Raw genomic sequence first — 13748 nt, 5'->3', positions numbered from 1 at the left:
GCATTGGGCATGGGGCATTGGGCATGGGGCATTGGGCATTGGGCAAAGGACAAATGACAAATGACAAATGACTAATGACTAATGACTAATGACTAATGACTAATAACCGATTTGTAGTTCTTCTGCTACTCGTTTGAGGCGGCGCAGCTGGGCTTGCATATCTTCTTTTGTCCAAGACGCGGCGAAGGTGTTGAAACCCCAACTTATTAGGGGATTAGAAATATCAAACTCAAAGCGGTTCAGTAGGCGTGTTCCATTTTTTGTTGGTTGACATTCCCAGCGATCGCGCCCATGAAAAAATCCCTGAAATTCCCAAACTACTAAACCCGGTTTCCGCTCCACGACGACGCTGTTTAGGGTGGGTTTAACTAGAGGAATTTGAATCACAAAACGACTTTGACTACCTACATCAGTACTCCAGACTTCACCCACAGGTTTGCAACGTAGGACGGGGTTGAGCCAGCGGTGCATAAGTGCTAAATCGGTAATACAGCGCTCCACGATTGTAGCTGTAGCATTAATTTCAATTGATTGTGCCAAAACTTGCGACATTTCACATCTTTTATGATGTTGCTGCAATTAGAGTAACGCAAAATTACTCGCTGTCAGCACATTACATCAACGCTACAGATGTAGTGTCAAACTAAGAATTTAATAGACGAGGTTTAGCTCTAATCGCCTGATTGGTGCTGGATAGCTCTTAAATTTTTCGTCCTTGTTTGTTACAAAGTCAAAAATTACTCTTGATATCAACGCCATATATGTTTTTACTGGTAAATTGATAAGCAAAACACTAGTGAACTTACGGAGATGAGAAATTGTTCAGAGCAATTCACTCCAAAAGCAACCATCTCAAGTGTTTGTAGCAAATTATTAACCTTAATTCCAGAAAACCATGAATGCAACTTGGCAAGGAATAACCCAGATAATAGGAGGAGTTAGTTTATCCACTAGGGTGCAGCAATTTTTGGCGCAATCGCCAAACCTGCAACTTAATCAACCAGCAGTTAATCAAGGAATCGATTATGTACAAGGAACTTTCCAGCAGATAGTTGCGTTTTTACCCCGTTTACTGGCAGCGGTGGCGATTTTGTTGGTGGGCTGGCTGATTGCTGCGATCGCTGCGGCGGTGACACGGGGAATCCTCAATCGCACTAGTATAGATAACCGCATTGCCGCAGGGCTTACGGGGCGTGGGGATAATGGGCAACTGCCCCAAGTGGAGAAATTAATCTCAGGCTTAGTTTTTTGGATCGTTATTCTGTTAACGGTTGTAGCTGTTTTACAGACACTACAGCTTGAGGTAGCCTCTCGACCTCTAAATAATTTTCTCGATCAACTTGTTGGCTTCTTGCCCAAGTTGGTAGGTGCAGCAATTTGGTTCGGTGTCGCTTGGGTATTAGCTACTGTTATCAAGCTACTCACAGTAAGCGGACTACGGGCGTTGAGGCTAGATGAGCGTTTGAATCAACAAACGCAAAACGATACACTCAGCCTCAATCAGTTGTCTTTGAGTCAGACAATTGGCAATGCCCTGTACTGGTTCATCTTTTTACTGTTTCTCATCCCAGTACTGGATACTTTGGGACTACAACAGGCACTACAACCAGTACAATCTCTGATTACACAGATTCTTTCAATTCTGCCAAACATACTAGCCGCGACACTAATTGCCGCAGTCGGCTGGTTTATAGCTAATGTGGTGCAGCGGATTGTGACGAACTTGTTGGCCACAACTGGAATTGACCATTTAGGTAGCCGGTTCGGACTCTCTTCGTCTGCGGGGGTGCAATCTTTATCGACGATTATCGGCACAATTGTCTATGTTTTGATTTTGATTCCTGTAGCGATTGCAGCGCTCAATGCCTTGCGAATTGATGCGATATCTGTGCCGGCGATCGCAATGCTGCAACAGATTCTCAACGCTCTACCTGCAATCTTTACAGCCTTGGCAATTTTGATTGTTGCTTATTTCCTGGGGCGATTTGTAGCTGATTTGGTTACTAGCATCCTCACAAGTTTAGGCTTTAACAACATTTTCTCTGTCCTAGGTTTGCCAACACCCACTAGACGAGTGGTAATTTCAGCAGAACCAACGGCATCTGTACAGACAAACCGTACTCCCTCGGAAATTGCTGGTATTGTGGTTTTAGTCGGTATTATGCTGTTTGCAACTGTGGCAGCAGTGAATATCCTAAATATTCCAGCGCTAACAACACTAGTGACCGGCATTTTGGTTATATTCGGGCGGATTCTATCGGGATTGGTAGTTTTTGGCATTGGTTTGTTCTTAGCAAATCTCGCTTTTAGCATCATTACCAGTTCCGGTAATCCCCAAGCCCGGATTTTGGGTCAGGTAGCACGCATTGCCATTATTGCTTTAGTCTCAGCAATGGCACTACAACAAATTGGGATTGCCAGCGATATTGTGAATTTAGCCTTTGGACTTCTACTAGGTGCGATCGCTGTTGCTACTGCTCTAGCTTTTGGTCTGGGTGGTCGTGATATTGCACGAGAGCAAGTTCAAGAATGGCTAAATTCTTTCAAAGCTAGAAATTAAAACTTGATGATTGTGGCACAGATTCATCAATGGTAATGGCAATTGAGGTAGTTCCTAATCACTAATCCTCATTTTTCCCCTTCTTACTTTTAGTTTCAGTTGCAATTCATCTTTAATGCGGTTGAGAATTGAAGTCTCATCCAGAGTTGCCAGAATCCTACTGATGACTGCTTTGGGGCCATCCGGGCCCCAAGTTGCCCCATTAGCTAAATAAGCTTTGGTAACTTGTCCAATGCCATAAGAAGAAATACCCGCTACGCTTGCTTGCGTGATTGCCACGGTTACGTAAGGGCCTAACGAAGCTCCTCCAGTAGCTGGTGCAGAGATACCAAGTAAAGTTTTCAGCCCACTCAAGCCCAAGTTAGCCAACAGTTCACTAGCACCAATACCGCCCATACTCAGAGCGATTTTTTGGAGTAATTGTACAGCACCGCTTTCATTCATGGGGATGCCATAGAGTTTAGATAAACCCAAAATTAGAGCAATATCAATTACTACACTACTAAATATATCTACTACAGTGATCGGATTAAGCGCGATCGCTACTGCCTTGGTCATAACAGCTTTCCAAATCAACTCATTGGCATTCTGCTCTCGAATCATCAATTTTCGCTGCACCAATTGCTCGTTCACGTTGTCGGCATAAAGCATAGTGTTGAGGGCAACTAGAGCTTTGCCTTCACGATGCAGAATCTCCAATATCTTGAGCTTCAGTTCTTCGACTTGAGCAGTACCTGTACGCAATTGCAAGCCCCTAGTGCCATCAGGGCGAAGAATCGCCGTCTTCACCAATGGCGATGCCGCAGCCATGACAATTTCTAGAGGCGTGAGTAACTCCCGCACCCTTTCATCCCGAATTTTCTGATAAATCACCACTCGGTCTGCTTCTGGATACTGGTCTACTTTGTTAAACACCAAAATGATCGGTTTACCAGCTTCTCGCAACTGGCAAAGCGCTTCATGTTCTATCTTCGTCATGTCGCCAGCAATCACAAACAGAATCAGATCCGCCTGTTTTGCAACCTGTTCAGCCAATGCGGTACGGGTTGCGCCATCCACTTCGTCTAACCCAGGAGTGTCAATTAATTCCACTTGCGATTGACCTATCCCAGGCAAAGTAACTCGCAAGGCGCGTTCAGTTTCTCCAACAGCCTCTTCACTAATACTCCAATTAACTCGTTGTGCAGTACGAGTGACGCCGTGTAGCGGGCCAGTTTCAAATACCGTTTGCCCAACCAAGGCATTAAGTAGGGAAGACTTCCCGCGCCCTACCATGCCAAAAGCAGCAATCTGCACCACCATGCGGTCTAATTTTCCCAACATAGTTTCCAAATCAGCAATTTCCGCCTCCAATCCTTCTTTTTCCTGAGTAGTTAGGTCGAGACTGGTTACTAAGTTTCGCAGTGCCGTTTGTGCCTGTTTGTAGTTGAGTTCCGTTTGAATATCTCCAAAGCTAAAAATAGCACTATCCAGTTCTTCCCAGTTGAGAGAATTTGCGTCAGTGTTAGCTGAATCGTTGTGATGAGGATCGGGCAATGGCAATGTAGAAGTCATATCAATTTGAGATTGGGTATTTAGATTAACCCCATCTTTTATGGTAGTTATTTTTAGCAAGGTATTGCGGAGATGATTGGTAGAAGAGATGGGGGTAACTTGGAGCAAGTCTTTCCCCTCTTGACTATTGACCCTTGACTATTGACCCTTGACTCTTGACTAGTAAAGTTTATGACAAAAGTACTCCTTGCCAGGGTGTAATCAAGGTGCTTTAATAGCGATCGCATTGCGCCATAATATCCCGGATGTATGAGACTTACAACAAGCGCAGCGACTTGACACCAGACATCGCTGCTAGTGTTCATAACATTACAGACTCAAAACATTAGACTGATAGGTAAGACAAGGTAGTACCATGTCATTTACACTAAATTCTCCCAAAAGCTGAACAGGAGCATATATGGAGCCAATCATTGCTATAGTCTTAGCGCTTATAGGTTATGCCTTGGGTTCTGCAAAACTGATTAATCAAGGTAATGAAGCCCTAGTCGAACGCTTGGGACGGTATCATCGAACACTTGAGTCTGGATTGAACTTTATTGTTCCCTTGGTCGATCAGGTTGTGATGGAAGATACCAAACGAGAGCAAATTTTAGACATCAAACCTCAAAATGTGATCACCAAAGATAATATCTATTTGGAGGTTGATGCTGTCGTAAATTGGCGAATCACAAATATTCAGAGAAGCTTTTATGCAATTGACGATCTCCAAGGGGCGCTGACACAACTTGCAATAACTACGCTCCGGGAAATCATTGCCCAGAACACTGTAGAAGAAACCAACGTCTCCCGCTCTGAGATGGACACAGCCATCCTAGACCAGTTGAATCAGATAACGGCAGATTGGGGAGTTGAGATTCTCCGCTTAGATATTCAAAGTATTACCCCGCCTGAGAGTGTACGCAGGTCAATGGAAGAACAGCGAGCCGCTGAAATTAAAAGCCGGGCTGTGATTTTAGAAGCGGAAGGTGAAAGGCAAGCTGCAATTAAGAAAGCAGAAGGAACCATGACTTCAGTGCAGATAATTGCTCAAGCCTTACGTTCCAATCCCGAAAGTAAGGATATTCTGCGGTATCTTGTAGCTCAAGATTATGTAGACGCCAGCCAAAAACTCAGTGAGAGTAATAATGCCAAAATTGTTTTTGTAGACCCAGCTAACTCTACTGAAATGTTTCAGGAGTTGATTGCCGAGTCTGTAAATCAAGAAGGTAATGGCAAAAAATCCGAAAATGGTGCTATCTAACAATTACCTTGCGCTTCGTAGCGAAACAGTGCATCAGCTACCAGGGATACATCGCGCATTTCTTGAACATCATGAACTCGGAGGATATCAGCGCCATTAAAGATAGCAGCACAACACGCTGCTGCGGTTCCCCAAACTCGTGCTTTCGGATTTGGTTGATTTAAAATGCGACCAATGAAGCTTTTACGGGATGCTCCTACCAAGATAGGGCAGTTAAGTGGTTTAAGCGATCGCAGCCTACGAAAAATTTCTAAATTTTGCTCATAGTTTTTAGCAAAGCCAATACCAGGATCGATGATGATTTTCTCCTGGTTAATACCTGTAGCAGTTGCTGCCGCAATTTGATTTGCCAAAAAACTATAAATCTCTCCCAGTAAATCTTGATAATCAGTCTGTTTTTGCATCGTTTGTGGGTTTCCCCGGATGTGCATTAAAACAATTGGCACATTTAAACTAGCTACTGTCGGCAACATTTCTAAGTCAAACGTGCCGCCAGAAATATCATTAACCATATCTGCCCCAGCTTCTACAGCAGCTTTTGCTACAGATGCTCTAGTTGTATCTACAGAAATAGGTATTGAAATCTCTGACCGTAGCACTTGTAATATTGATAATACCCGGTCAAGTTCCTCTGCAAGAGTTATTTGCTTTGCCCCTGGTCGAGTTGATTGACCACCCACATCTATAATGTCAGCACCAGCAGCTATCAATGCTTGCGCCTGGGCTAAAGCGGTAGACGTAGTATTAAACTCACCGCCATCACTAAAACTATCAGGCGTCACATTCAAAATACCCATTAGGTGAGTTCGCTGTCCCCACTCGAAACAGCGTCCCCTAATGATTAACTTATTTGGCATAAACTCACACTACTAGTTACCAGGCTCAGCCTGGTAATACCCTTACAGGAGGCTTTGCCTCACTTTGGAGCAAATAAGAGGCAAAGCCTCATTGTATGCATTCCCCGACGGAGCCAGGGAATGAGAAGACTAGAAAATAGCACAAGAAATTACTGATAGTTGATAATCCTAGCGAAACTGGCAGGTTCCAGACTCGCTCCTCCCACTAAAACACCATCAATTTCTGGTTGAGCCATAATTTCGTCAATATTATTTGGCTTGACTGAACCACCATATTGTATTGATACATTGGAATTACGTAATTGGCTCCGAATTAAGCCAATTACTCGATTTGCCTCCATTGCTTCACAAGTGTCACCAGTACCAATTGCCCAAATCGGTTCGTAGGCAATTATCAAATTACCCTGATTAACATCTACTAAGTCTTTGTCTAATTGAGCGGTGATTATGGATTCAGTTTCTCCCGCATCTCGTTGTTTTTTAGTTTCGCCAACACAGAGAATCGGAGTTAAACCATGCTTTTGGGCTGCTTTAAGGCGCAGATTAACGGTCGAGTCCGTTTCACCAAAGTATTGTCGGCGTTCGCTATGACCAACAATGACAAAGCGCACACCAATTTCTGTCAGCATGGGTGCAGAAATTTCACCCGTGTAGGCTCCATATTCTTCCCAGTGGACATTTTGTGCCCCTAATTGTATGCGGCTACCATGCAAATACTTAGACAAACTGTTTAAATCAGTGAAAGGAGGACACAGTAACACTTCTCGCGCTTCGGGCGTTTCCTCTAAGTGGGGCAGAAATTCTCGTAAGAAATCCTCAGATTCTGCCTGGGTTTTGAACATTTTCCAGTTACCGGCAATAACTATTTTCCGCACAGGTGATTTAGTCAAGATCCTAACGCTACTAGATGCATTTTTCAGTTTATGACTTTTTGGGAGACAGGAGTCAAAAGTCAAGAGTCAAGAGTCAAGGGCAGCCCTTTCAAGGTGGTGAAATTTGGAACGAAGATGGTTATTTCAACTTTTAAAAAGCCCAAAATCTGAGCGGAGGATTCGAGATGGTAGTACTGAAATAACGCATCTTCATTGCTCACCTTAAAAAGGCTATTACTCATTGACAAGAAATACTAAATATGTATTAAGCTGAAAAACCATATCTTTCGTGAGGGCACAGCATGGTCTATTTCCGAGCGCAGGATACTGTACATTGGGAGGAGATATGTTTTGGGATGTAATAATCAGTCTTTGAACTGGATTAACAAATCTTTGACTTGGATAAATCCACCTCCACTCCCCTCACTGAGACAATCGCCAAATTTTGATAGTATTATCCTCACTGCTGCTGACCAGGGTTTTACCATCAGGACTAAAGGTTACAGATGTTATTGTGTTAGCACGCCCCGCCAACTTGAGAATTTCCTCTCCAGTGGCTAGATTCCAAAGTTTGATTGTGCGATCGCGACTACCACTAGCAAGGGTATTACCATCTGGGCTAAAGGCGACGGATGTTACTGTATTAGCGTGTCCCACCAGGGTCAAAATTTCCTCTCCAGTAGCCAGATTCCAAAGTTTGATTGTGCGATCGCGACTAGCACTGGCAAGAGTATTACTATCTGGGCTGATGGCTACAGCTGTGACTGTTTGAGCATTTCCCGTCAGTGTGCGAATTGGGTTTCCCTTGGCCATATCCCAGAGTTTGACAGTCTTGTCAAAACTGCCACTTGCAAGGGTTACACCATCTGGGCTGATGGCGACAGAGCGCACCCAGAATGTATGCCCGATCAAAGTGCGGATTTGTCGCCCGGTTGCTAGATTCCATATTTTGATGGTGTTATCATCACTACCACTAACCAAAGTTTTGCCATCTGGGCTGATTGCTAGAGCATGAACGGCGCTGGAATGCCCAATCAAAGTCCGGATTTGCTCTCCGGTTGCTAGATTCCATATTTTGATGGTGTTGTCATCACTACCACTAACCAAAGTTTTGCCATCTGGGCTAATCACTACAATATTCACTTGCTGGGAATGCCCGTTGAGTGAAGAGATTTGCTTTCCGGTTGCTAAATTCCACAGTTTGATTGTGCGATCGCCACTGCTAGCAATCATCTGGCCATCTGGGCTGACGGCGACGGATGAAACCGAGTTTTCATGACCTTTAATGGTATAAGATAACGAAACGTTTTCCAAAGCAATTTTTGGCGGCTGGCCCAAAACCTCCCCATCGCCTGGATTATGATTGTGCTGATTCAACCCAGCGGATAAACTAGCGTAAATACGGCGAGATTGCTGATACCAAGTTTCGCTAAGTCCGAATAATAAAATGAAAGCGCTTACTAAAACTACACTTCTGAGTAAGGTATATCTTATTGGTAAATATGGTGCTTGCGTTGGTGGGATTTTTCCTGACGATTGACCAGCTGGTGGTAGGGCAAGTGGTTGTTTGCGAGTTAAGTCTTTAATCACTTCATCGGCTGATTGATAGCGTTCATGGATGTCTTTTTTCAAAAGCTTTTCCAGAACAATATCTAACTCTGTACTCAATGTAATTCGCAAATATTGCCGCCAATTTCCTACCCAAGCATAGCCATTTTCCATCCACAATTGAAAGGGAGAAATTCCTGTTAGCAGATGAAAGCAGGTAGCTCCTAAACCGAATAAATCACTGGCTGGATAAGCTTTACCATCTCTGATTTGTTCAATTGGAGAATATCCATGTGAGCCGATTGATGTGCCAACTTTATTCTGAATGGTTGTAAATTGCTTTGAGGAGCCAAAATCAATCAGGTTTAATCTCCCATCATTTTTACGCCGGATAATATTTTCTGGCTTAATGTCTCGATGAATGACGCCGCGATCGTGGATAAATTTGAGGATAGGCAATAAATCTAGCAAAATTGCTTGAACTTCTTTAGCACTATACCCTTTGCGTTGCTGTAACTCCTTTAACAGGTTTTGCCCATTAATAAACTGTTGCACTAAATACAGACAGTTGTCTTGCTCAAAGTAAGCCAGCAGAGTCGGAATTTGGGGATTTTCTCCAAGTTCTTGTAGTCGCTTTGCTTCTTCAGCAAACAACTCCATCGCCTTTTTTTGTGACCAAGTTCCTTGGAATTTAGGCGCTAATTGTTTGATGACGCAGTGTTCATTTAGTTTATCTGTATCTTCTGATAGATAGGTTCTGCCAAATCCCCCCTCATCTGAAAGCACTCGGATGACACGGAAGCGATTTCTCAAAAGTGACACCAATGGGGTGCTACAAGTTTGGCAAATTTTTTTTCCATTGGGATTCAGGGGATTTTGGCAATCGGGATTTAAGCAGCAGATCATGATCTGACTAGCGCGACTGCATAGGAATTTGTGCTAAGTTGGCCCCGAATTTTCCCTTAAAGTAATAGACTCTCGCTTACTGCTAGGTAGAAAACCCTGTTATGGGGATTGGGGAGCTACTTAATATAGTTAGCGTTTGTAGATAGTAGCCAGTCTTCCTCAACTTCGGAAAACTACGAGAGCCATAAAATTATTTATTTTCTCGATTATATAATAATCTGAATTGAAAATATTTTTAAATTATTTACTCAAGTAATTTTGCTTATATCTTGGTAAGCAACGAGCTACTAAGTATTAATTAAAACCAGGAATATTCCAATTCTCTGACTATTAATTCTAGTCAAAATACTTACTGAATTTATTTTTGATGTTGGCAATTTATCTAGCTTAATTGTTAATTTGATACTTTAGGTAACTCCAGGCTCAAATTAATTATGTGACTTTGTTTCCTTGAGCCTTGCTCTCCATTTACGAATGGCGTTAGCTGTTCGTGCTACAGGTGGTATATAAACTTGAGGGTCTTCTGTTGTAATAGTTTGATTTTTAAGGTTTTGGGTAGTTAAACAGTTAGTCAAAGTTTGCAAGCTTTCTTTGCTCAAAGCTGCGATCGCATCATCAGCAGTCTGAAAGCGTTCACATAAAGGAATTTTCACCATTTTCCCCAAAACCTGGACAAAATTGTTACTGATATTTACTTCTTTTTGCCAACATATCTCACCTGTATCTGCATCATAATCAAATTCTAAAGGACTTTTGCCAGTCAACAAATAAAGACAAGTCATACCCAGCGCATAAATATCACTGGCATAAACTGGACGTAGAGAAAACTGTTCTGGTGGTGCAAATCCCATAGTTCCAATAAAAGCAGTTTTATTGATTGAGTTCTCACAAGTATCAACTAATTGCTCTTTCACCGCACCAAAATCGATCAGTACTACCCGTCCGTCATGCTGACAATGCAACAAGTTTTGGGGCTTAATATCCCGATGAATTACATGATGTTTATGAATATACTGTAATACTGGTAATAATTCCTGCAAAAACTGTTTAACTGCGGTTTCATTTTTGGGCCCAGTTCGCCGTACTTCTTGTGCCAAAGTACAACCCTGCACATATTCTTGAACTAAATAAAACTCTCCATTTTCTTGAAAGTAGTCTAAAAGCAGGGGAATTTGTGAATGGCTACCAAGTTTTCCCAAAATTTTTGCTTCTTTTTCAAAGCGATCGCACGCTCTTTGCCAACTTTGATGGCTAGTCACTTTCACACAAAGCTGCTTAATTACACACAATGAATTCCCTGGGAGGACAGCATTTTTGGCTAAATACGTGATACCAAACCCACCTTTACCCAAAATCCGCAGTACTTCATAGCGATCGCGAAATAGCTGTTTTGAACCACACATCTGGCCAAGTTGAGTCTGCTGTGAAATATATTCTGGATTCGTTGTTTTGTAAGAAAAGCGATTCATTAGCTATAGAGCAACTACTCAACAATGTCTTTAATTTTATGAAAAATATTCTTTGGTGTCAGTAGCATTACTATATCTTCGCTAAATCATGACTTTTTCACTCTGCAATTGAAAATTTAAAATCTAAAATTCAAAATTCGATAGCAAATTAATCCGGATGAAACTTGTCGGTAAATGAGGTGATAAATTATCTGTAAAGTATGAAGCATAAAACATAAAGTATTAAGCAGAATTCCCAGTTTAATTTGCTGGTGCTGTATCAAGCTTAGTTCGTCTTACTTCATAGAAAGCGGCGACAAACCTCTTCCCCTTGTGGGTTGTTGGAAAGCCGCCCACCTGCTTAAGGCATAGGGAAGAATTACTAATGCCCAATGCTCTATTCCCCATGCTCAAAAACCACACCCCTTGTGAGCGTTGTCTTTCATCTTTTCTAAGGCACTTCAATTGGGATCAAAGCATTTTCTGGCAAATAATTGCAAAAATGCCCATCATCTGCAAGCATCAGAATCAGGCGTAGGGGATAATCAGGCGGAACTTGCAAATCTGCCCACGGCACTGATAACTCTAAACAACTATTTAAAGCTACTTGAGCACGACTAAAACGGGGATGCCATTGATGATGTTCTCCAGCTTCTCGAAACTGAATTGATTGAGTCAGCAAATTAATTTCTAGATGGTGGTGAAACAAGTAATTTAGTGGCGCAGCATCCGGCACATCTGCTAAGGGAACTGGGCTGTTGACCATCGTTTTATCGGGGTAAAACCACAGCAAATTTAACTCTGTTGGTAAATCCCGCTCTGGCGCAACACCATTTTTAAAATCCAACCGCAAATAGAAATTCAGGTGATCTACTCCATACCAAAGTCGCTGGATAACGCTGCTGTTGTGCATAGTTCCCCGCGCCCCACCTATTTCCATGCGTCCAGCTTTGTCCCAGTCTTGTTCATCACCCCTACCATCGATAGTGGGATGAATAAATCCTTCTGGGCTATGGTCTGTCCGTGCTTGGTGAACCTCAACTGGTTGTTTGATATATGACGGTATAGGTTCATTTAATGCCTTGTAAATGCCAAACAAGTGTTCCCGAAATAACTGGTCAAAGATGGCATCTTGATTTGAGGAATGTCCTTCGCCAAACCACCAGAACCAGTCGGAACCCTCTGCGGCATACAGAGCTTCCCACGCTTCGGGGTTGTTTTCTTCGGTTGCTTCGGGATGATTCGCCAACAGATTTCTGGCTTGTGTCAGATAGTCCCAAGCTCGATTCTTGGCGGGGTCGCCTATCCAAGTGGTAAAGCTACCATCTACCCAAGAGCCGCTATGCAGCTGCTCTTGGGGGATGGTTGCTGTGGCAGGAAATTCTTCCAGAAATTCGGAAACAGTGACGAGTTTGAGGTGGGGTTCGTTGCTCAATGTTTGATACAAAGCTTCGAGGAAAGGTTTACCGTCTTGGGGATAAAATTCCCAGCAATTTTCCCCATCCAAAGCGATGGTAACTAACCAAGGTTGTTCGCTTTGGCTGTCCCTTTGCATTTTAGCGATCGCTTGTAGGTGTCCTACTAAGTCTGCTGCTGCCTGTTTTGCTGGCATTGCGCTGTAAGTAAAGCCAATCAAGTCCGATAATCTGTGGTCACGAAACACAATTGCCAAATCACCTGCTGGGGTTTGCAGGCGGTACGGTCGGTACAATAATTCTGGCTGCTCCACATTCCCCGCCCCATCCCGGTGAAAAAAGTGTTTTAGTGTCCATCCCAAGACGGCCTCATCTGAGCAAATCCACTTAAATCCTTGATTAATAATATATGGTAGTATCTCCGGGCTGACTGACTGTTCTGAAGGCCACAAGCCACGGGGTATTTGTCCAAAGCGGTCTTTATATAAGTTCCAAGCTTTACGTAAGTGGCGGGGGATATCTTCTGCCCACTGAAAACGATACTTAGGTAATGCCATATTTGGCACTGCTACCCCACCAGAGTTGGTATCGGCTAGCAAGGGCAAAATTGGGTGGGTGTAGGGCGTAGTGGTAACTTCTAGTTGCCCCGCCTCCTGCATTTTCCGGTGTTGGGGGATGATACGACTGATAATTTCGCGTTGTTTAGAATAGATGCGCTGGCGATCGCTTAAAGTAAAATTTCGACCCTGCTTTAACCAAGCTGCAATTTCCGAGTCATCCCAAAATAGCGGATCGATCCATGCCAGATTGTGCCAAGCTAGCAAATCACTGTAATCTGGCAATTCCCAATTTGCCAAACACCAAGCTTGCCCTTTTTCCTGCCTTTGCTGATACAACTGGGCGTAGCGGGGATGGGGGTCAATCAGGGTGTGGTGATTGGCATCAAAAAAGTGTTGGATAATAAATTCCCGCTGTTGCTGAGTTAGTTGCTCAGTTGGTGTCAAGCTGGCTGTAAGGTAAGGATCAAAAGCAGTGCCAGCAACGTAATCTTCAAGTTGCAATATTAGCGAGGGTACTAGATTCACCGTTTGGTGTAACTTCGGATACCGCTCTAAAAGTAATACCAAATCCAAATAATCCTTAGTACCATGCAACCGTACCCAAGGCAGGCGGTACTGCTGACTACTAGGAGACACTGAAACGCCGCTGCCAGGAGACTTGTACAGCGGCTGATGTTGATGCCAGATAAAAGCGACGTGTAAGGGGTGGGACATAGATAGTGATTGGAGTTAGGGCATGGGGCATGGGGCATGGGGCATTGGGCATGGGGCATTGGGCATTGGGC

General features: G+C 43.3%; 9 protein-coding genes. 2 read left to right on the top strand and 7 right to left on the bottom strand.

Annotated features, from left to right (window positions below; translation table 11 throughout):
• Nucleotides 1-99 precede the first annotated feature (99 nt).
• A complete protein-coding gene (locus IQ246_RS24005) occupies nt 100-552 on the bottom strand; it encodes an SRPBCC family protein (RefSeq protein ID WP_194005836.1) in 453 nt (150 codons plus the stop codon).
• 343 nt (nt 553-895) lie between these two features.
• Between IQ246_RS24005 and IQ246_RS24000 the strand changes: the two genes are divergently transcribed.
• Complete coding sequence (locus IQ246_RS24000; protein ID WP_194005835.1) at nt 896-2560, top strand: mechanosensitive ion channel; 1665 nt, start codon at nt 896-898, stop codon at nt 2558-2560.
• Between the two features lie 54 nt (nt 2561-2614).
• On the opposite strand, the gene IQ246_RS23995 is transcribed toward IQ246_RS24000, so the two are convergent.
• Nucleotides 2615-4114 (bottom strand): GTP-binding protein, encoded by a 1500-nt coding sequence (locus IQ246_RS23995; RefSeq protein ID WP_194005838.1) that lies wholly within the window; start codon nt 4112-4114, stop codon nt 2615-2617.
• A 400-nt stretch (nt 4115-4514) separates the two neighbouring features.
• Here IQ246_RS23995 and IQ246_RS23990 point away from each other — a divergent pair, with 400 nt between their 5' ends.
• A complete protein-coding gene (locus tag IQ246_RS23990) occupies nt 4515-5357 on the top strand; it encodes an SPFH domain-containing protein (protein WP_194005834.1) in 843 nt (280 codons plus the stop codon).
• Here IQ246_RS23990 and folP read toward each other — a convergent pair.
• The 5 genes from folP to IQ246_RS23965 form a co-directional block, all read right to left on the bottom strand.
• The gene (gene folP / locus IQ246_RS23985; RefSeq protein WP_194005833.1) at nt 5354-6214 is read right to left on the bottom strand and encodes a dihydropteroate synthase; all 861 of its coding nucleotides are present in this window, start codon (nt 6212-6214) and stop codon (nt 5354-5356) included. The genes IQ246_RS23990 and folP overlap by 4 nt on opposite strands.
• Nucleotides 6215-6363: 149 nt before the next feature.
• Complete coding sequence (gene tpiA / locus IQ246_RS23980; RefSeq protein WP_194005837.1) at nt 6364-7089, bottom strand: triose-phosphate isomerase; 726 nt, start codon at nt 7087-7089, stop codon at nt 6364-6366.
• A gap of 420 nt (nt 7090-7509) precedes the next feature.
• The gene (locus IQ246_RS23975) at nt 7510-9540 is read right to left on the bottom strand and encodes a serine/threonine-protein kinase (RefSeq protein WP_194005832.1); all 2031 of its coding nucleotides are present in this window, start codon (nt 9538-9540) and stop codon (nt 7510-7512) included.
• 428 nt (nt 9541-9968) lie between these two features.
• Nucleotides 9969-11009 (bottom strand): serine/threonine-protein kinase, encoded by a 1041-nt coding sequence (locus IQ246_RS23970; protein ID WP_194005831.1) that lies wholly within the window; start codon nt 11007-11009, stop codon nt 9969-9971.
• A 430-nt stretch (nt 11010-11439) separates the two neighbouring features.
• Nucleotides 11440-13677: a glycoside hydrolase gene (locus IQ246_RS23965; protein ID WP_194005830.1), complete on the bottom strand. Its 2238-nt coding sequence runs from the start codon at nt 13675-13677 to the stop codon at nt 11440-11442.
• Nucleotides 13678-13748: the final 71 nt, after the last annotated feature.

It is taken from the genome of aff. Roholtiella sp. LEGE 12411 (genome assembly GCF_015206995.1).
Taxonomy (GTDB): Bacteria; Cyanobacteriota; Cyanobacteriia; order Cyanobacteriales; family Nostocaceae; genus Komarekiella.
This window is presented reverse-complemented; position numbering and strand designations above follow the sequence as displayed.

Coding starts and splice junctions, on each gene's coding strand:
- IQ246_RS24005 (WP_194005836.1), bottom strand. CDS start 552: ATGTCGCAAGTTTTGGCACAATCAATTGAAATTAATGCTACAGCTACA.
- IQ246_RS24000 (WP_194005835.1), top strand. CDS start 896: ATGAATGCAACTTGGCAAGGAATAACCCAGATAATAGGAGGAGTTAGT.
- IQ246_RS23995 (WP_194005838.1), bottom strand. CDS start 4,114: ATGACTTCTACATTGCCATTGCCCGATCCTCATCACAACGATTCAGCT.
- IQ246_RS23990 (WP_194005834.1), top strand. CDS start 4,515: ATGGAGCCAATCATTGCTATAGTCTTAGCGCTTATAGGTTATGCCTTG.
- folP (WP_194005833.1), bottom strand. CDS start 6,214: ATGCCAAATAAGTTAATCATTAGGGGACGCTGTTTCGAGTGGGGACAG.
- IQ246_RS23975 (WP_194005832.1), bottom strand. CDS start 9,540: ATGATCTGCTGCTTAAATCCCGATTGCCAAAATCCCCTGAATCCCAAT.
- IQ246_RS23970 (WP_194005831.1), bottom strand. CDS start 11,009: ATGAATCGCTTTTCTTACAAAACAACGAATCCAGAATATATTTCACAG.
- IQ246_RS23965 (WP_194005830.1), bottom strand. CDS start 13,677: ATGTCCCACCCCTTACACGTCGCTTTTATCTGGCATCAACATCAGCCG.